This is a genomic window from Streptomyces griseorubiginosus (genome assembly GCF_001514195.1).
GTDB classification, from domain to species: domain Bacteria; phylum Actinomycetota; class Actinomycetes; order Streptomycetales; family Streptomycetaceae; genus Streptomyces; species Streptomyces griseorubiginosus.
The window spans coordinates 318,894-337,335 of record NZ_KQ948736.1 but is presented as its reverse complement, the minus strand read 5'-3'; the positions used below and the strand labels follow the sequence as shown (position 1 = coordinate 337,335).

Below are 18,442 nucleotides of genomic sequence, written 5' to 3'. Positions count from 1 at the left end.
AGGCCTCGCCATGCAGATCGCCGTCGTCCTCTTCGACCGCTTCACCGCCCTGGACGCCGTGGGGCCGTACGAGACCCTCGGCCGCCTCCCCGACGCGGAGACCGTCTTCGTCGCCGAGCGGACCGGCCCGGTGCGCACCGACACCGGGGTCCTCGCCATCACCGCGGACAGGACGCTCGAAGAGGTGCCGAGCCCCGACATCGTGATCGTGCCGGGCGGCCCCGGACAGACCCCGCAGATGGAGAACACGGCGCTGCTCGACTGGCTGCGCACCGCGGACGCCACCAGCACCTGGACCACCTCGGTGTGCACCGGCTCCCTCCTGCTGGCCGCCGCCGGGCTGCTCGAAGGCCGCCGGGCGACCTCCCACTGGCTGGCCCTGGAGTACCTGGAGCGGTTCGGCGTCGAGCCCACCGGGGAGCGGGTCGTGTTCGACGGCAAGTACGTCACCGCCGCCGGCGTCTCCTCCGGGATCGACATGGGGCTGGCCCTGCTCGGCCGGATCGCCGGTGACGAACACGCCCAGGCCGTACAGCTGTTGACCGAGTACGACCCGCAGCCGCCCTACGACGCGGGCTCACCGCTGAAGGCCCCCGCGCACCTCGTCGAGGAGTTCCGCGCCAAGAGCCGCTTCATCCTGACGTAGTCCAGGTGAAGCGCGGCGCCCTGCGCTCCAGGAACGCGGCGACGCCCTCCGCGGTGTCGCCGCTGCCCCGCGCCTGTTCGGCCCAGTGCGCGTCCCGGTCCGTGCGCCCGCTCGCGAACTCCTTCGCCGCGGCCTGGGTCAGCTGCGACCGGGAGGCCAGGATCCGGGTGAACTCCCCGACACGCTTGGCGAGTTCGCCCTCCGGCAGCACCTCGTCGACGAGACCGGTGCGCAGCGCCCGCTCCGCGTCGATCAACTCGCCCGAGAACAAAAGGTACTTGGCCGTCGCCGGACCGACCAGCGAGACCAGCCGCCGGGTCGAGGAGGCCGTGTACACGATCCCGAGCTTCGCCGGTGTCACCCCGAACAGCGCGCCCTCCTCCGCGAAGCGCAGATCGCACGCCGCCGCCAACTGTGCCCCGCCGCCCACGCAGTGCCCCCGGATCGCCGCGAGCGTCGGCTTGGGAAAGGCCGCCAGTGCCTCCTCGGCCCGCACCGCGAGTCCCTGCGCCTCCTCGGGCCCCTCACGCAGGGTGGAGATGTCGGCGCCCGCGCAGAACGTCCCGCCCTCCCCGGTCAGCACGAGCGCCCGCACCCCCGGATCGGCGGCCAGGGTGTCGAGCAGTGGCGGCAGCGCCCGCCACATCGCGGCCGTCATGGCGTTGCGCTTGGCCGGATGACGGACCACGACGGTGGCCACCGCGTCGGTGACGGTGTGCAGCAGCTGCGGCTCCGGGTACTCCATATCTCGGATGCTAGCCGTACCCCCCGACCGTACGATCAAGCCGGGGGCCGCAGCGCGAGGAGGCCCCGGATGGCAGTGAAGAGGGTGGACAGGACCGAACCGGCCCGGCTGAGCCGTGAGTTCGGACGGGTGGCGGCACTGGGCGTGATCCTGGTGCTCGCGGGGCTGGTCGGGCTCGTCTACACCGGGGTGGCCACGCTCACCTCCATGTTCCTGTTCGGCTGGCTCCTGCTGGTCGGCGGTGTGGTCGGGCTGCTGCACGCGGTCCAGGCCCGCGACTCCGGCTTCTTCTGGCTCGGCGTGGTCGTCGCCGCCCTGAACATCGCGGCCGGCGTCGTCGTCATCGCCCGTCCGGAGGCGGCGGCCGCGGCCCTGACCATGTTCGCCGCGCTGCTGTTCCTGACCGGAGGGGTGTTCCGGCTGGTCGGCAGCCTGGTGGTGCGCGGACCGCAGTTCGGCTGGACGCTCGTGCAGGGCGCCTTCGGGCTGCTGCTCGGCATCCTGGTGCTGGCCTCCTGGCCGAGCAGCAGCAAGTACGTGATCGGCTGCTTCTTCTCGCTCGCCCTGCTCTTCGACGGGCTCGGTCTCGTCGCCACCGGGTTCGGGGGCCGCAAGATCGTCGGAATGGTCGCCGAGCGACAGGAAACGCCAACCGCGCCGACAGAATCCGAGTAGTTCCGCGCGGAAACGGTCGTAGGCACTCGATATGTGCTGACTTCTGTTCAGCGCGGCGGGCCGGAGTGACGCCCTGCCAACACTCGACGTGTGGTGACAATCGAGCGCAAGGGTGGCGACCGAAGAATGGACGACGATGGGCGTGGGTCCGGCCCTCGTCCAACGGACAGCTCAGACGCCGGCAGAGAAGCGGACCACGGACCGGACCCCTTCGCACCGGATCCCCACGGACCGGACGGCGCGGGACCGGCCCCTCTCGTATCAGCCCCACTCGGACCGGAACCTGTCATACCGGAACCTGCCGGACCCGAACCCGTCGGACCCGACCTCTTCGCACCGGCTCCGCCGGATCCGCTGCCGTACGAGGGCGTGTGGCGGTTCACCGCCCCCGCCGTCGACGCCTCCGTCCCGCAGGCGCGGCACGCCGTGCGGGACCTGCTGTACCGACAGGGTGTACCCGTCTCCCAGGATCTCGTCCAGGGCCTCCTGCTGATCGTGTCCGAGCTCGTCACGAACGCCGTCCGGCACGCGGCGCTGCTCTCACCGATGCTCGCCGTGGAGGTGGCCGTGGGCGCCGAGTGGGTGCGGGTGTCCGTCGAGGACAACCACCCCTACCGGCCGACCGCCCTGGAGGCCGCCCACAGCGAGACCGGGGGCCGCGGCCTGCTGCTGGTGCGCGAGATCACCCGGGAGGCGGGCGGCGCCTGCGACGTCGAGCACACGGCCGGCGGCGGCAAGGTGATCTGGGCCGCCCTGCCGCTCACGACCGCGCCGGTGTCCTAGGGGACGTTCACCAACGGTTCCAGCGGGCTGTCACCAGCCGGCCGACGGGCCCGTCAGCTCCCGCACCGCGGGCCGGGCCGCGTCGAGGACCGTCATGAACCACGAGGAGAAGGTGTCCTTCGCGTGCCGCTCCGCCAGCTCGGCCGGGGTCACGAAGGCGGTCGCGCCGACCTCCTCGGCGTCCGGGTCGAGCGACGACTGCACCAGCCCGACGAAGAGATGGTTGTACTCCTGCTCGACCAGGCCCGAGTCCGGGTCCGGGTGGTTGTAGCGGACCGTGCCCGCCTCGGCGAGCAGCGAGGGGGAGACTCCCAGCTCCTCGTACGTCCGCCGGGCAGCCGCCGCGAAGGGCGCCTCGCCGGGGTAGGGGTGGCCGCAGCAGGTGTTGGACCACACGCCGGGGGAGTGGTACTTGCCGAGCGCCCGCTGCTGGAGCAGCAGCCGGCCGCGCTCGTCGAAGAGGAACACCGAGAAGGCGCGGTGCAGCTGCCCCGGCGGTTGGTGGGCGGCGAGCTTCTCCGCGGTGCCGATCGTCACACCGTGCTCGTCGACCAGTTCCAGCAGGATCGCGTTCGCGGCGCCGTTCGACGGAGTGTGCGTCGTGGTCGCAGGTGTGGTCGGCATACCCATCCTTCACATCGGTCTTCGCGCCCCAAGTGTGCCGCACCGATCCGGCACACCCGGCAGTTGATCGTGCCCGGCGCGGCGGGCCGGGAACCGCCCGGGGCGGGGCTGTGGGGTGGAGGACGCAAAGGTGCACCGGATCGCTGCGTTCCGCCAGAACAGGCGTTTCATGCACCGTACACGTGTGTCAGTGGCAGAGGTGACGCCGCGTGTCAGTGGCACGGATGACACCGGTGTGCCAGTGGCACGGACGACACCCGTGCGTCAGTGGCACAAGTGCGCCTCGTGCTCCGCGTGGCCGCCCGGCTCCAGCTGGAAGGTGCAGTGCTCCACGTCGAAGTGGTCGCCGAGACAGCCCTGGAGTTCGTGCAGCATCTTCTCGTGGCCGATCGCGTTGAGCACCTCGGAGCTCACCACAACGTGGGCGGAGAGCACCGGCATACCGGAGGTGATCGTCCAGGCGTGCAGATCGTGGACGTCCTCCACCCCGTCCAGGGCCAGGATGTGGGTCCGTACCTCGGCCATGTCGACGTCCTTGGGCGCCGCCTCCAGCAGCACGTCCAGGGTCTCGCGCAGCAGCTTGAGGGTGCGCGGCACGATCATCAGGCCGATGAGGAGAGAGGCGATCGGGTCGGCGGCCTGCCATCCCGTGGTGAGGATCACCGTCGACGCGATCAGCACCGCGAGCGAGCCCAGCGCGTCCGCGGCGACCTCGAGGAACGCGCCCCGCACGTTCAGGCTCTCCTTCTGGCCGCGCATGAGCAGGGTCAGCGAGATCATGTTCGCGACCAGACCGATCGCGCCGAACACGAGGGCCAGCCCGCCCCTGGTGTCGGCCGGCGTGACGAACCGCTCGATCGCCTCGTACAGGAGGTAGCCGCCGACCCCGAGCAGCAGCAGACAGTTCGCGAGCGCGGCCAGGATCTCGGCGCGGGCGTACCCGAAGGTGCGGTTGCCGGTCGCCGGGCGGTTGGCGAAGTGGATCGCGAGCAGGGCCATGCCGAGACCCAGCGCGTCCGTCGCCATGTGGGCCGCGTCCGCGACCAGGGCGAGGGAGTCCGCGGCGATGCCACCGACGATCTCGATCACCATGACGGTGAGCGTGATCGACAGGGCCACCCGCAGTCTGCCCACGTACGCCGCGGTCGCCGTACCGCCGGCCGGGGCGTGCGTGTGCCCGTGGTCGTGCCCTGCCCCCATGGCAGCCGCCTCCTGTGCGTCGGTCCGGAGCAGCCGGAAACGCCGCTCCGGGATCACAGTGAACTACGGGCGGGGGGTATCGGGCAACGCGGCACTGAACACCGTTGTCATGTGCCCTGACCTGGGCAAACGATCCGCAGGTCAGGGGAGCCTCACTGGATGTGCAGCCGCACCGGTGGTGCAGCCGCACCGGTGGTGCAGCCGCACTGGTGGTGCGGCTCACTGGTGGTGCAGCGCCCTGGTGGTGCGGGCCACTGGTGGTGCGACCTCACCGATGGTGCAACTGCCACCCGCGCCAGGCGGAGTCGATCATCTCGCGCACCCCGCGGCGGGCGCTCCAGCCCAGCGCCTCGGCGGCCCGCGCGGCGGAGGCCACCGACACGGGGGCGTCCCCGGGGCGCCTCGGCTCCACGAGGGCGGGCCGGCGGTCCCCGGTCACCTCGCCGATCACCGTGACCATCTCGCGCACGGAAACGCCCTCGCCGCGACCGATGTTGACCGTCAGATCACCGCTCAGGTCACCCTCGGACAACCGCCGGGCCGCCGCGAGATGGGCCTCGGCGAGGTCGGACACATGGATGTAGTCACGGATGCAGGTGCCGTCCGGGGTCGGGTAGTCGTCACCGAAGATGCGCGGGGCCTCACCGCGGGTCAGCCGGTCGAAGACCATCGGGACGATGTTGAACACCCCGGTGTCCGCGAGCTCCGGCGCGGCCGCCCCGGCGACGTTGAAGTAGCGCAGACAGACCGTGGAGATCCCGTGCGCCCGCCCCGCCGCCCGCACCAGCCACTCCCCGGCGAGCTTCGTCTCGCCGTACGGGTTCACCGGGGCGCAGGGCGTCTCCTCCGTGATCAGTCCCACAGCCGGGTTGCCGTAGACGGCCGCCGACGAGGAGAAGAGGAAGCGCTCGATCCCGGCCTCCGCGACCGCCTCCAGCAGCGTCGCGAGGCCTCCGACGTTCTCCTGGTAGTAGCGGGTGGGCTGCGCCACCGACTCGGCGACCTGCTTGCGCGCCGCGAGATGCACCACACCCGTCACCGCGTGCTCGGCCAGCACCCGCTTCAGCAGGCCGCCGTCCAGCGACGAGCCCCGGACCAGCGGCACCTCGGCGGGCAGCCGCGCGGGCACCCCCGCCGAGAGGTCGTCCAGGACGAGCACCCGCTCACCGGCCCCCGTCATGGCCCGCGCCACATGCGCCCCTATGTACCCGGCACCGCCGGTGATCAGCCACGTCATGGTCGCCCACCCTATGCCGACACCCAGTGGACCCGCCGCGCCCGCGCTGTCCGTGGCCTCCGTGGACCCGCGTGCCCCCCGGTGTCCTTGGCCTCCGTAGACCCGCGTGCCCCCGGTGTCCGTAACCCCCGTAGACCCGCGTGCCCCCGATGTCCGTAACCCCCGTGAACCCGCGTGCCCCCGGTGGCCGTGGCCTCCGTCACCTGCGATGTCCCGGATGTCCGCTCTGTGGGGTGCGGTTTGTGGGCGGGGGCCCAGATCACCGATGATGATCGCGGCAAAGGCCGGGGGAGGCGCTGTTGATCGACCCGTTAACGGGCGGTGAACGCAGCCTTCTTGGCATCCGATAGCCTCTGCCGACATGCCGCCCGCCTGGCCCGGCCAAGGGGCGCCCCCATCGTGCACATGACCGGCGCCCGCGCGTCGGCACCCAGGGAGTGAGTTCGGTTGTCGACCGCCATCCTCACCGGTCAGCCGGTTCCCGGTTCGTCGATCGAGGGTGATCTGCGGTCCCTCGGCTTCGACGTGCTGATCGCCGCGGACGCCGCCGACGCCGAGCGACTGGTCGCCGAAGCGCCGTGCGAGCAGCGCATCGCCCTCGTCGACGCCCGCTTCGTCGGCCACGTGCACGCGCTGCGCCTCGGCCTGACCGACCCCCGCTTCTCCCTCGCGGCCGTGCCCGGCGCCGTCACGGCGCAGCCCGACGGCCGCGTGACGCTGACCCGGGCGCTGGCCCGCGAGAACTCCGCCGGCGGCGGTACGGCGGTCGCCGTGGACAGCCTCCCCGACCGCATCGTCACCGCGCTGGCCGAGGACGGCGCCGACGTGCACCGCCCCGAGCTCGGCAGCCTGGTCGCCGCCGTCCCCGCCGACCCCCAGGCCCGCAACGAGGCACGGCAGGCCGTCGCGGAGGTCGACGACGAGGCCGTACGCCTGAAGTCGGCCGTGAAGTCCCGTGACGGCTTCTTCACCACGTACTTCATCAGCCCCTACTCCCGCTACATCGCGCGCTGGTGCGCCCGCCGGGGCCTGACCCCGAACCAGGTCACCACGGCGTCCCTGATCACCGCCCTGATCGCGGCGGCCTGCGCGGCCACGGGTACGCGCGGCGGGTTCATCGCGGCCGGTGTGCTGCTGATCGCCTCGTTCGTCCTGGACTGCACCGACGGCCAGCTCGCCCGCTACTCCCTCCAGTACTCCACGCTCGGCGCCTGGCTCGACGCCACTTTCGACCGCGCCAAGGAGTACGCCTACTACGCGGGCCTCGCCCTGGGTGCCGCCCGGGGCGGCGACGACGTCTGGGCCCTGGCGCTGGGCGCGATGATCCTCCAGACCTGCCGGCACGTCGTCGACTTCTCCTTCAACGAGGCGAACCACGACGCCACCGCCAACACCAGCCCCACGGCCGCCCTTTCGGGCCGGCTCGACAGCGTCGGCTGGACGGTGTGGGTCCGGCGCATGATCGTCCTGCCCATCGGCGAGCGCTGGGCGATGATCGCGGTCCTCACGGCGGTCACGACCCCCCGGATCACCTTCTACGTGCTGCTCATCGGCTGCGCGTTCGCGGCGACCTACACGACCGCGGGCCGCGTGCTGCGGTCGCTGACGCGGAAGGCACAGCGCACGGACCGGGCGGCGGGAGCGCTGGCGGACCTCGCCGACAACGGGCCGCTGGCCGGACTCCTGGCGAGGGGCAGGCGCGCATCGCTGGGCGGACCCCTCGTGGCCGCGGTGTCCGGCACGGTGGTCTTGACCGTGTCGCTCTTCTCGGGCGTGACCTGGGCACCCGTCGTCGGCGCCCTCGTCTACGCCGTCGCCGCCGGTCAGGCTCTGCACCGCCCCCTCAAGGGCGCCCTCGACTGGCTCGTCCCCCCGCTCTTCCGCGCCGCCGAATACGGCACCGTCCTGATCCTGGCGGCCAAGGCGGACGTGAACGGGGCCCTCCCTGCGGCTTTCGGCCTGGTGGCGGCCGTCGCCTACCATCACTACGACACGGTGTACCGCATCCGCGGCAACGCCGGAGCGCCCCCGGCCTGGCTGGTGCGTGCCGTCGGGGGGCAGGAAGGGCGGACGCTCCTCGTCACCGTGCTGGCCGTGGCCCTCACCGCCGCGCAGTTCACGGTCGCGCTCACGGTCCTGGCCGTGGCCGTCGCCCTGGTGGTGCTCCTGGAGAGCATCCGCTTCTGGGTGTCCGCAGGGGCACCCGCCGTACACGACGAAGGAGAACCCGCATGATCGGCCTCGTGCTGGCGGCCGGCGCCGGACGCCGACTGCGCCCCTACACCGACAGCCTCCCCAAGGCTCTGGTGCCGGTGGGCCCTGCGGGCATAGAGGGCGAACCCACGGTTCTCGACCTGACCCTCGCCAACTTCGCGGAGATCGGCCTGACCGAGGTCGCGGTCATCGTCGGCTACCGCAAGGAGGCCGTGTACGAGCGCAAGGCGGCCCTGGAGGCCAAGTACGGCCTCAAGCTCACCCTCATCGACAACGACAAGGCCGAGGAGTGGAACAACGCCTATTCCCTGTGGTGCGGTCGTGACGCCCTCAAGGACGGCGTGATCCTCGCCAATGGCGACACCGTGCACCCGGTCTCCGTGGAGAAGACGCTGCTCGCAGCGCGCGGCGAGGGCAGGCGGATCATCCTGGCCCTGGACACCGTGAAGTCCCTCGCGGACGAGGAGATGAAGGTCGTCGTCGATCCCGAGAAGGGCATGACGAGGATCACCAAGCTGATGGACCCGGCCGAGGCCACCGGCGAGTACATCGGCGTCACGCTCATCGAGGGCGATGCCGCCCCCGAACTGGCCGACGCGCTGAAGACGGTCTGGGAGACCGACCCGCAGCAGTTCTACGAGCACGGCTACCAGGAGCTCGTGAACCGCGGCTTCCGGATCGACGTGGCGCCGATCGGCGACGTCCAGTGGGTGGAGATCGACAACCACGACGATCTCGCCCGCGGACGGGAGATCGCGTGCCAGTACTGACGAGGCTGATTCCGTCACCCGTCGTCGTGGACATCCGCCCGGGTGCCCTCGACGACCTCGCGGGTGTGCTCGCCGACGAGCGCATCTCGCACTCGGGCAAGCTGGCCGTCGCCGTCAGCAACGGCTCCGGCGCCAGGCTGCGGGACCGGCTTGCTCCCGCCCTGCCCGGCGCCACCTGGTACGAGGTCGGCGGCGGCACCCTCGACGACGCCATCCGGCTGGCGGGCGAGATGAAGGCCGGCCACTACGACGCGGTCGTCGGACTCGGCGGCGGCAAGATCATCGACTGCGCCAAGTTCGCCGCGGCACGCGTCGGCCTGCCCCTGGTCGCCGTACCGACCAATCTCGCGCACGACGGCCTGTGCTCGCCCGTCGCGACCCTGGACAACGACGCGGGCCGCGGCTCCTACGGTGTGCCCAACCCGATAGCGGCCGTCATCGATCTCGACGTCATCCGCGAGGCCCCCGTGCGCTTCGTGCGCGCGGGCATCGGCGACGCGATCTCCAACATCAACGCGATCGCCGACTGGGAGCTGGCGAGCCGCGTCCAGGGCGAGAAGATCGACGGACTCGCGGCAGCCATGGCCCGCCAGGCGGGCGAGGCCGTGCTCCGGCACCCGGGCGGAGTCGGGGACAACTCCTTCCTCCAGGTGCTCGCCGAGGCCCTCGTCCTCACCGGTGTCGCGATGTCGATCTCGGGGGACTCACGGCCCGCGTCCGGCTCGTGCCACGAGATCAACCACGCGTTCGACCTGCTCTACCCCAAGCGTGCCGCCGCCCACGGCGAGCAGTGCGGTTTGGGCGCGGCCTTCGCGATGTACCTGCGCGGAGCCCACGAGGAATCGGCGTACATGGCCGAAGTACTGCGCCGGCACGGACTTCCGGTGCTGCCGGAGGAGATCGGCTTCACGTCCGCGGAGTTCGTGCGCGCCGTGGAGTTCGCCCCGCAGACCCGCCCCGGCCGCTACACCATCCTCGAACACCTCGACCTCAAGACCGACCAGATCAAGGACATCTACACCGACTATGTCAAGGCCATCGGTAGCTGAACTCCGTCCGGTCGTCCACCCCGCTGGGGTCAAGGACCGGCGCAGCGGTGAGCACTGGATGGGACGCCTCTACATGCGTGAGGTGTCCCTGCGGGTGGACCGCTACCTGGTGAACACCAGGGTCACGCCCAACCAGCTCACGTACCTGATGACCGTCTTCGGTGTCCTCGCGGCCCCGGCACTGCTCGTGCCGGGGATCCCGGGCGCCGTGCTCGGCGTGGTGTGCGTCCAGATGTACCTGCTGCTGGACTGCGTCGACGGCGAGATCGCGCGCTGGAAGAAGCAGTACTCGCTCAACGGCGTCTACATGGACCGCGTCGGCGCGTACCTGACCGACGCGGCCGTGCTCGTCGGCTTCGGACTGCGCGCCGCCGACCTGTTCGGCAGCGGCCGTATCGACTGGCTGTGGGCCTTCCTCGGCACGCTCGCCGCGCTCGGCGCGATCCTCATCAAGTCCGAGACCGACCTCGTGGCCGTCGCCCGGCACCAGACCGGGAAGCCGCCCGTGCAGGAGGCCGCCTCCGAGATGCGCTCCTCCGGCATGGCGCTGGCCCGCAGGGCCGCCTCCCTGCTGAAGTTCCACCGCCTGATCCTCGGCATCGAGGCGTCCCTGCTGATCCTGGTCCTCGCGATCGCCGACCAGGTGCGCGACGACCTGTTCTTCTCCCGGCTCGGCGTCGCCGTGCTGGCCGGCATCGCGATGCTCCAGACCCTGCTGCACCTCGTGTCGATCCTCGCCTCCAGCAGGCTGAAGTGAGCACCGCCATGAAGGTCGGCGCGGTGATCATCACCATGGGCAACCGGCCCGAGGAGCTGCGCGCCCTGCTCGACTCGGTCGCAAAGCAGGACGGCGACCCGGTCGAGGTGGTCGTGGTCGGCAACGGCTCGCCCGTCCCGGACGTCCCCGAGGGCGTCCGCACGATCGAGCTGCCCGAGAACCTCGGCATCCCCGGCGGCCGCAACGTCGGCATCGAGGCCTTCGGACCCAGCGGTCGAGAAGTCGACATACTGATGTTCCTCGACGACGACGGTCTCCTGCCGAACCACGACACCGCGGAACTCTGCCGCGAGGCGTTCACCGCGGACCCGAAGCTCGGCATCGTCAGCTTCCGCATCGCCGACCCCGACACCGGGGTCACCCAGCGCCGGCACGTCCCGCGGCTGCGCGCCTCCGACCCGATGCGCTCCTCCCGGGTCACCACCTTCCTCGGCGGTGCCAACGCCGTGCGCACCCAGGTCCTCGCCGAGGTCGGCGGCCTGCCGGACGAGTTCTTCTACGCCCATGAGGAGACCGACCTGGCATGGCGGGCCCTCGACGCGGGCTGGATGATCGACTACCGCTCCGACATGGTGCTGTACCACCCCACGACCGCGCCCTCACGGCACGCGGTCTACCACCGCATGGTCGCCCGCAACCGCGTCTGGCTCGCCCGCCGCAACCTGCCCGCCCCGCTGGTCCCCGTCTACCTCGGTGTCTGGCTGCTGCTGACCCTGCTGCGCCGCCCCTCGCGACCTGCCCTGAAGGCCTGGTTCGGCGGTTTCCGGGAAGGCTGGAGCACATCATGCGGTCCGCGCCGGCCCATGAAGTGGCGTACGGTGTGGCGGCTCACCCGTCTGGGCCGTCCCCCGGTCATCTGACAAGCTCGTATCCGAGAGCAGCCGGGCCGCACCGCGGCCCCACGCTCATGCCCTGCCTGTCCAGGCCGCGCATCTCGAAGACGAAAGTTACCCATCCATTGAGTGAGACAACGCACGACGGCAAGGTCGCGACCAGCGCGCCCGTGTCGCCCGACCAGGGCCTCACGGCGGCACAGCTCGCCGCGAAGTACGACCTGGCGGTGAGCGGCGCTCGACCCTCGCTCGTCGAGTACGTACGCCAGCTCTGGGACCGGCGTCACTTCATCCTCGCGTTCTCGCGGGCGAAGCTGACCGCCCAGTACAGCCAGGCCAAGCTCGGCCAGCTGTGGCAGGTGGCGACCCCGCTGCTGAACGCCGGTGTGTACTTCGTGATCTTCGGCGTGATCCTCGACGCCAGCCGGGGCATGTCGAAGGACGTGTACATCCCGTTCCTGGTCACGGGTGTCTTCGTGTTCACCTTCACGCAGAGCTCGGTCATGGCGGGAGTGCGCGCCATCTCCGGCAACCTCGGCCTGGTCCGCGCGCTGCACTTCCCGCGCGCCTCGCTGCCGATCTCCTTCGCGCTCCAGCAGCTCCAGCAGCTGCTGTTCTCGATGCTCGTGCTGTTCGCGGTGGCGGTCGGCTTCGGGCACTACCCGGACCTGTCCTGGGCGCTGATCGTGCCGGTGCTGGCCCTTCAGTTCCTGTTCAACACCGGGCTTGCGCTGATCATGGCCCGGGCCGGTGCCAAGACGCCCGACCTGGCCCAGCTGATGCCGTTCGTGATGCGCACCTGGATGTACGCGTCCGGCGTGATGTTCTCCATCCCGATCATGCTGGCCGACAAGCCCCAGTGGGTCGCCACGGTGCTCCAGTGGAACCCCGCGGCCCTCTACATGGACCTGATGCGCTTCGCGCTGATCGACGACTACGGCGCCGAGAACCTGCCCGACCACGTCTGGGCGGCGGCGGGCGGCTGGGCCGCGCTGTTCGCGCTCGGCGGCTTCGTGTACTTCTGGAAGGCGGAGGAAAGGTACGGCCGTGGCTGACGACATCCGGGACGAGCAGATGCCCATGGCCGTCGCGGAGACGCAGGTCCCGACGGTGATCGCCGACGAGCTGCACATCGTCTACCGCGTCAACGGCGCCAAGACCGGCAAGGGCAGCGCCACCGCGGCCCTGAGCCGCATCCTCAAGCGCGGCGAGGAGCGGGGCGTGCGCAAGGTGCACGCCGTGCGGGGCGTCTCCTTCGTCGCGTACAAGGGCGAGGCCATCGGTCTGATCGGCTCCAACGGCTCCGGCAAGTCGACCCTGCTGCGGGCCATCGCAGGTCTGCTGCCCGCCGAGAAGGGCCGCGTCTACACCCACGGCCAGCCCTCGCTGCTCGGCGTCAACGCGGCGCTGATGAACGACCTCACGGGTGAGCGGAACGTCATCCTGGGCGGTCTCGCCATGGGGATGTCCCGGGAGCAGATCAAGGAGCGCTACCAGGAGATCGTCGACTTCTCCGGGATCAACGAGAAGGGCGACTTCATCACCCTTCCGATGCGCACGTACTCCTCGGGCATGGCGGCCCGGCTGCGGTTCTCCATCGCCGCCGCCAAGGACCACGACGTCCTCATGATCGACGAGGCCCTGGCCACCGGTGACCGCAAGTTCCAGAAGCGCTCCGAGGAACGCATCCGGGAACTGCGCAAAGAGGCCGGCACGGTGTTTCTCGTCAGTCACAACAACAAGTCGATCCGCGACACCTGCGACCGCGTGCTGTGGCTGGAGCGCGGTGAGCTGCGCATGGACGGCCCGACCGAAGAGGTCATCAAGGAGTACGAGAAGTTCACGGGCAAGTAGTCCACCCCGCCCCGGACGAAAACGACCCCTCCGCTTGACCGGGCCCCGCCGGAACTGCTCCGGCGGGGCCCCGCGTCTGCAAAGGAAACGTCAACTTCCGGCCCCCTTAGGAATCTTGGGGCCAATCGGTGTGTTGTTGTGATGCGCAGGACACCCCGACGATCCTCGGCGCGTTGTACAACGTAAGCTGTACCGGTGCCCAATCGCGGCAAGTGGGGCGATAATGCGCGACACCCCCGCACAGGGACACCGTGCGGAAGGCCGGGCGGCGTGTCCGAAATAGTGTGTATTGGGTCGGCGGTGTAGAACGGGAGATGTGACGGCAATGGCTTCGGAAACTCCCCAGCTCAGCGCAGCACGTGCCGTCCCCGCCCCAGGCAGGCAGCGATGACGGAGACCGGCACGAAGCGCCCCGGAGCGACGGAGCGCGGAACGCTCGACAAGGCCGCGGCGGAGAACTTCCCCGTGGCCCCCTTCTTCCTGCCCAGGGACTGGCGCGCCGACCTCATGGCCGTCTACGGCTTCGCGCGCCTCGTCGACGACATCGGCGACGGCGATCTCGCCCCCGGCGGCGCCGACGCCCGGCTGCTCGGCGTGTCGCCCGAGGAGGCAGAGGACCGGCTGCTGCTCCTCGACACCTTCGAGGCCGACCTGAACCGGGTTTTCGACGGCACTCCGCACCACCCCCTGCTGCGCCGCCTCCAGCCCACGGTCCGCCGCCGCGCACTGAGCCCCGAGCCCTTCCTCGGCCTGATCGCCGCCAACCGCCAGGACCAGCTCGTCACCCGCTACGAGACCTATGACGACCTGCTGGCCTACTGCGAGCTGTCCGCCAACCCCGTCGGCCGTCTCGTGCTCGCCGTCACCGGCACCTCGACCCCCGAGCGGGTCCGCCTCTCCGACGCGATCTGCACCGCCCTCCAGATCGTCGAACACCTCCAGGACGTCGCCGAGGACCTCGGCCGCGACCGCATCTACCTGCCCGCCGCGGACATGAAGCGCTTTCATGTCCAGGAGGCGGATCTGGCCCCGAAAAGCGCGGGCGCATCGGTGCGCGCTCTGGTTGCATACGAAGCACAACGCGCCCGCGAACTCCTGAATGAAGGCGCCCCCCTGGTGGGTAGCGTCCACGGCAGACTGAAGCTGCTGCTCGCAGGGTTCGTGGCGGGGGGAAGGGCGGCGCTCCACGCGATCGCCGCCGCAGAACACGACGTACTTCCCGGCCCGCCCAAGCCCGGCAAGCTCCGGCTGCTGCGCGAGGTGGGCGTCGCTCTGCGAGGAGAGGGGTGATCCGGACCGTGGAGTCACCGTCGCACGTGTCCGCACCGGTACTCGCCGCCTACAGCTACTGCGAGGCGGTGACCGGACAGCAGGCGCGCAACTTCGCGTACGGCATCAGGCTGCTGCCGACGTCCAAGCGACGCGCGATGTCGGCGCTCTACGCGTTCTCGCGGCGCGTCGACGACATCGGCGACGGCGCGCTGGCACACGAGGTCAAGGCCGCGAGACTCGAGGACACCCGGGCCATGCTGACCCGGGTGCGCGAGGGTGCGGTCGACGAGGACGACACCGACCCGGTGGCCGTCGCCCTCGCCCACGCCGCCGAGACCTTCCCGATCCCGCTCGGCGGCCTCGACGAACTGATCGACGGCGTCCTGATGGACGTACGCGGCGAGACCTACGAGACCTGGGACGACCTCAAGGTGTACTGCCGCTGTGTGGCGGGCGCCATCGGCCGGCTCTCGCTCGGCGTCTTCGGCACCGAACCCGGGGCGCGCGCCGCCGAACGCGCGCCGGAGTATGCCGACACGCTCGGTCTCGCGCTCCAGCTCACCAACATCCTCAGGGACGTCCGTGAGGACGCCGAGGGCGGCCGCACCTATCTCCCGGCCGACGACCTCGCGAAGTTCGGCTGCTCGGCCGGCTTCAAGGGGTCGCAACCACCCGAGGGAGCCGACTTCGCGGGCCTCGTGCACTTCGAAGTGCGTCGGGCCCGCGCCCTTTTCGCCGAGGGCTACCGGCTGCTCCCCATGCTCGACCGGCGCAGCGGCGCCTGTGTCGCCGCGATGGCCGGCATCTACCGCCGGCTGCTCGACCGCATCGAGCGCGACCCCGAGGCGGTGCTGCGCGGCCGGGTCTCGCTCCCCGGACGCGAGAAGGCGTTCGTCGCGGTCCGCGGCCTGTCGGGGCTGGACGCCCGGCATGTGACGCGACAGACCGTCAGGAGGCGCGCCTGATGGGAGATGTGGACAATCCGGTCCAAGGTGATGCCGCCGGAGAAAAGTGGCACGCAACCCTCCGCTCGATCACGGCGTCCCTGACTGCGACGGTCGGCCGCGCGCCGTTCCCGCAGCACGGCGGCCGCGCAGGGGAGGGGGTGCGATGACCGACGGGCAGCAGCCGGCGCGGGACGCCGTCGTGATCGGCGGCGGGCTCGCCGGGATCACCGCCGCGCTCGCGCTCGCCGACGCCGGGGTCCGCGTCACCCTGCTCGAAGGACGGCCCCGCCTCGGCGGACTCGCCTTCTCCTTCCAGCGCGGCGACCTGACCGTCGACAACGGCCAGCACGTCTACCTGCGGTGCTGCACCGCCTACCGCTGGTTCCTCGACCGCATCGAGGGCACGGCGCTGGCACCCTTGCAGGATCGTCTCGACGTGCCCGTTCTCGACGCGAACCGGCCCGCGGGCCGACGGCTCGGCAGACTGCGGCGCGACGCGCTGCCGGTGCCCCTGCACCTGGGGCGCAGCCTCGCGACCTATCCGCATCTCACCCTTGCCGAACGGGCCGGAGTGGGGCGTGCCGCGCTCGCGCTCAAGGGACTGGACCTCGCCGATCCGAGCCTGGACGCACAGGACTTCGGCAGCTGGCTGACCGCGCACGGTCAGTCGGCGCGTGCCGTCGAGGCCCTGTGGGACCTGGTCGGGGTCGCCACCCTCAACGCGGTCGCGGGCGACGCCTCGCTGGGGCTCGCCGCGATGGTGTTCAAGACCGGTCTGCTGTCCGACCCGGGCGCGGCCGACATCGGCTGGGCGCGCGTCCCGCTGGGCGACCTGCATGACCGGCTCGCCCGCAAGGCGCTCGACTCCGCGGGCGTGCGTACCGAGGTCCGAACACGCGTCACCTCCATCTCCACCGATGACAACGGCACTTGGAGCGTCCAGGTTCCCGGGGAGACGCTCCGCGCGGACGCGGTCGTGCTCGCCGTGGCCCAGGGCGAGGCCGCTGACCTGCTGCCCGAGGGTGCGCTCGACGCCCCGGAAAATCTTCGGCGGATCGGCACCGCGCCCATCCTGAACGTCCATGTCGTCTACGACCGCAAGGTGCTCGACAAGCCGTTCTTCGCCGCCCTCGGCAGCCCCGTGCAGTGGGTCTTCGACCGCACCGACGCCTCCGGGCTGCGCGAGGGCCAGTACCTCGCCCTGTCCCAGTCGGCCGCGCAGGACGAGATCGACTCACCGGTGGCCGAGCTGCGCGAGCGGTACCTGCCCGAGCTGGAGCGGCTGCTCCCGCTCACGCGCGGCGCCGAGGTCAGGGACTTCTTCGTGACCAGGGAGCGCACGGCCACGTTCGCCCCGACCCCCGGCGTCGGTCGGCTCAGGCCCGGCGCCCGTACCAGAGCCCCCGGCCTCTACCTGGCCGGCGCGTGGACCGCCACAGGGTGGCCCGCGACCATGGAGAGTGCGGTCCGCAGCGGTGTGAGTGCGGCGGACGCCGTACTGAGCACCCTGGGCCGGCCCCGCCCCGCCCACCTCTTCGACGTCGAGGAGGCCGCATGATGCTCGATCAGCACGGCGCGACAGGCCCCAGCACCTCCGGCACCGCAACAAGAGGAGAGACTGTGCCCACTGTGCCCCCCGCCGAGACGGCTGCTCGGAGGACCGCGGTGGACGTGACCGCGCTCCTGGAGCGCGGCCGGACCCTGGCCACACCGGTGCTGAAGGCGGCCGTCGACCGCCTCGCGCCCCCGATGGACACCGTTTCCGCCTACCACTTCGGCTGGATCGACGCCCAGGGCAACCCCGCGGACGGCGACGGCGGCAAGGCCGTGCGCCCCGCCCTCGCGGTGCTCTCGGCCGAGGTCACCGGCGCCGCGCCGGAGACCGGCATCCCCGGTGCGGTCGCCGTCGAGCTGGTCCACAACTTCTCGCTGCTGCACGACGACCTGATGGACGGCGACGAGCAGCGCCGCCACCGCGACACCGTGTGGAAGGTGCACGGCCCCGCCCAGGCCATCCTGGTCGGCGACGCCCTGTTCGCCCTCGCCAACGAGATCCTCCTCGAACTCGGCACCGTCGAGGCCGGCCGCGCCACCCGCCGCCTCACCACCGCCACCCGCGCCCTCATCGACGGCCAGGCGCAGGACATCTCCTACGAGCACCGCGACCGCGTCAGCGTCGAGGAGTGCCTGGAGATGGAGGGCAACAAGACCGGCGCGCTGCTCGCCTGCGCCTGCTCCATCGGCGCGGTCCTCGGCGGCGCGGACGACCGCACCGCCGACGCCCTGGAGAAGTACGGCTACCACCTCGGCCTCGCCTTCCAGGCCGTCGACGATCTCCTCGGCATCTGGGGCGACCCGGTCTCCACCGGCAAGCAGACCTGGAGCGACCTGCGCCAGCGCAAGAAGTCCCTGCCGGTCGTGGCCGCGCTCGCGGCGGGCGGTGCCGCCTCCGAGCGGCTCGGCGAGATCCTCGCCGCCGACGCGAAGAGCAGCGACTTCGAGAACTTCTCCGAGGAGGAGTTCGCGGCCCGTGCCGCCCTCATCGAGGAGGCGGGCGGCCGCGAGTGGACGGCGGCGGAAGCCCGCCGTCAGCACACCATCGCCATCGAAGCCCTCGACGCCGTCGACATGCCCGAGCGGGTGCGGGCGCAGTTCACGGCGCTGGCCGACTTCGTCGTCGTACGAAAGAGATGATCATTATCGGCTGAATAGCCCTCGCGTAGTCGCCGGCCGGTGCTGCGAGGAAAGGAAAGGCACCGGCCGACGGCGGACCCACAGCAGAGCACCACATTGCACACTGCACGAAGGGGAAGCC

Annotated in this window: 19 protein-coding genes; 15 read left to right on the top strand and 4 right to left on the bottom strand. The window is 71.1% G+C overall.

Translation table 11 applies throughout. The features are described 5' to 3' along the window. Positions 1 to 10 precede the first annotated feature (10 nt). On the top strand, positions 11 to 646 hold the full coding sequence (locus tag AQJ54_RS14215; RefSeq protein WP_062029227.1) for a DJ-1/PfpI family protein: 636 nt from the start codon (positions 11 to 13) through the stop codon (positions 644 to 646). Here the strand turns inward: AQJ54_RS14215 and AQJ54_RS14210 are convergent. Then, complete coding sequence (locus AQJ54_RS14210) at positions 633 to 1,391, bottom strand: enoyl-CoA hydratase/isomerase family protein (RefSeq protein WP_062029229.1); 759 nt, start codon at positions 1,389 to 1,391, stop codon at positions 633 to 635. The two genes, AQJ54_RS14215 and AQJ54_RS14210, sit on opposite strands and share 14 nt — an antisense overlap. A 69-nt stretch (positions 1,392 to 1,460) precedes the next feature. On the opposite strand from AQJ54_RS14210, the gene AQJ54_RS14205 reads away from it, so the two are divergent. Continuing rightward, positions 1,461 to 2,066, top strand: coding sequence for an HdeD family acid-resistance protein (locus AQJ54_RS14205; RefSeq protein ID WP_062237547.1), 606 nt, complete (start codon positions 1,461 to 1,463; stop codon positions 2,064 to 2,066). A gap of 288 nt (positions 2,067 to 2,354) precedes the next feature. Continuing rightward, entirely contained in the window at positions 2,355 to 2,849 is a 495-nt protein-coding gene (locus tag AQJ54_RS14200) for an ATP-binding protein (protein WP_079069910.1), read from the top strand. A gap of 30 nt (positions 2,850 to 2,879) precedes the next feature. On the opposite strand, the gene idi is transcribed toward AQJ54_RS14200, so the two are convergent. The 3 genes from idi to galE all read right to left on the bottom strand — a co-directional run bounded on the left by idi (position 2,880) and on the right by galE (position 5,910). Then, a complete protein-coding gene (idi, locus tag AQJ54_RS14195) occupies positions 2,880 to 3,473 on the bottom strand; it encodes an isopentenyl-diphosphate Delta-isomerase (RefSeq protein ID WP_062237545.1) in 594 nt (197 codons plus the stop codon). Between the two features lie 264 nt (positions 3,474 to 3,737). Beyond that, positions 3,738 to 4,673 carry a cation diffusion facilitator family transporter gene (locus AQJ54_RS14190; protein WP_062029231.1) on the bottom strand — a complete coding sequence of 312 codons (936 nt, stop codon included), beginning with the start codon at positions 4,671 to 4,673 and terminating at the stop codon, positions 3,738 to 3,740. A 268-nt stretch (positions 4,674 to 4,941) separates the two neighbouring features. Then, on the bottom strand, positions 4,942 to 5,910 hold the full coding sequence (gene galE, locus AQJ54_RS14185) for a UDP-glucose 4-epimerase GalE (RefSeq protein WP_062237543.1): 969 nt from the start codon (positions 5,908 to 5,910) through the stop codon (positions 4,942 to 4,944). A 447-nt stretch (positions 5,911 to 6,357) separates the two neighbouring features. Here galE and AQJ54_RS14180 point away from each other — a divergent pair, with 447 nt between their 5' ends. The 12 genes from AQJ54_RS14180 (at position 6,358) to AQJ54_RS14130 (ending at position 18,321) form a co-directional block, all read left to right on the top strand. After that, complete coding sequence (locus AQJ54_RS14180) at positions 6,358 to 8,145, top strand: DUF5941 domain-containing protein (RefSeq protein WP_062029233.1); 1,788 nt, start codon at positions 6,358 to 6,360, stop codon at positions 8,143 to 8,145. Continuing rightward, positions 8,142 to 8,894 (top strand): phosphocholine cytidylyltransferase family protein, encoded by a 753-nt coding sequence (locus AQJ54_RS14175; RefSeq protein WP_062029234.1) that lies wholly within the window; start codon positions 8,142 to 8,144, stop codon positions 8,892 to 8,894. Before AQJ54_RS14180 ends, AQJ54_RS14175 begins: the two co-directional genes overlap by 4 nt. After that, positions 8,882 to 9,943, top strand: a complete 1,062-nt coding sequence (locus tag AQJ54_RS14170) for an iron-containing alcohol dehydrogenase family protein (protein WP_062029236.1) — start codon at positions 8,882 to 8,884, stop codon at positions 9,941 to 9,943. The genes AQJ54_RS14175 and AQJ54_RS14170 overlap by 13 nt, the downstream gene beginning before the upstream one ends. After that, positions 9,921 to 10,700, top strand: coding sequence for a CDP-alcohol phosphatidyltransferase family protein (locus AQJ54_RS14165; RefSeq protein WP_078851893.1), 780 nt, complete (start codon positions 9,921 to 9,923; stop codon positions 10,698 to 10,700). Before AQJ54_RS14170 ends, AQJ54_RS14165 begins: the two co-directional genes overlap by 23 nt. Positions 10,701 to 10,708: 8 nt before the next feature. Further along, positions 10,709 to 11,581, top strand: coding sequence for a glycosyltransferase family 2 protein (locus AQJ54_RS14160; RefSeq protein WP_381004338.1), 873 nt, complete (start codon positions 10,709 to 10,711; stop codon positions 11,579 to 11,581). 98 nt (positions 11,582 to 11,679) lie between these two features. Further along, entirely contained in the window at positions 11,680 to 12,609 is a 930-nt protein-coding gene (locus AQJ54_RS14155) for an ABC transporter permease (protein ID WP_062029240.1), read from the top strand. 19 nt (positions 12,610 to 12,628) lie between these two features. Continuing rightward, positions 12,629 to 13,408 carry an ABC transporter ATP-binding protein gene (locus AQJ54_RS14150; protein WP_062029765.1) on the top strand — a complete coding sequence of 260 codons (780 nt, stop codon included), beginning with the start codon at positions 12,629 to 12,631 and terminating at the stop codon, positions 13,406 to 13,408. A 387-nt stretch (positions 13,409 to 13,795) separates the two neighbouring features. Further along, positions 13,796 to 14,698 (top strand): squalene synthase HpnC, encoded by a 903-nt coding sequence (gene hpnC, locus AQJ54_RS14145; protein ID WP_062237539.1) that lies wholly within the window; start codon positions 13,796 to 13,798, stop codon positions 14,696 to 14,698. Then, positions 14,695 to 15,645 (top strand): presqualene diphosphate synthase HpnD, encoded by a 951-nt coding sequence (gene hpnD, locus AQJ54_RS14140; protein ID WP_062029243.1) that lies wholly within the window; start codon positions 14,695 to 14,697, stop codon positions 15,643 to 15,645. The genes hpnC and hpnD overlap by 4 nt, the downstream gene beginning before the upstream one ends. After that, positions 15,645 to 15,794: a DUF6380 family protein gene (locus AQJ54_RS46680; protein WP_243659646.1), complete on the top strand. Its 150-nt coding sequence runs from the start codon at positions 15,645 to 15,647 to the stop codon at positions 15,792 to 15,794. The genes hpnD and AQJ54_RS46680 overlap by 1 nt, the downstream gene beginning before the upstream one ends. Then, positions 15,791 to 17,185 (top strand): hydroxysqualene dehydroxylase HpnE, encoded by a 1,395-nt coding sequence (hpnE, locus tag AQJ54_RS14135; RefSeq protein WP_062237537.1) that lies wholly within the window; start codon positions 15,791 to 15,793, stop codon positions 17,183 to 17,185. The genes AQJ54_RS46680 and hpnE overlap by 4 nt, the downstream gene beginning before the upstream one ends. Positions 17,186 to 17,256: 71 nt before the next feature. Then, positions 17,257 to 18,321: a polyprenyl synthetase family protein gene (locus AQJ54_RS14130; protein WP_062029247.1), complete on the top strand. Its 1,065-nt coding sequence runs from the start codon at positions 17,257 to 17,259 to the stop codon at positions 18,319 to 18,321. Positions 18,322 to 18,442 lie beyond the last annotated feature (121 nt).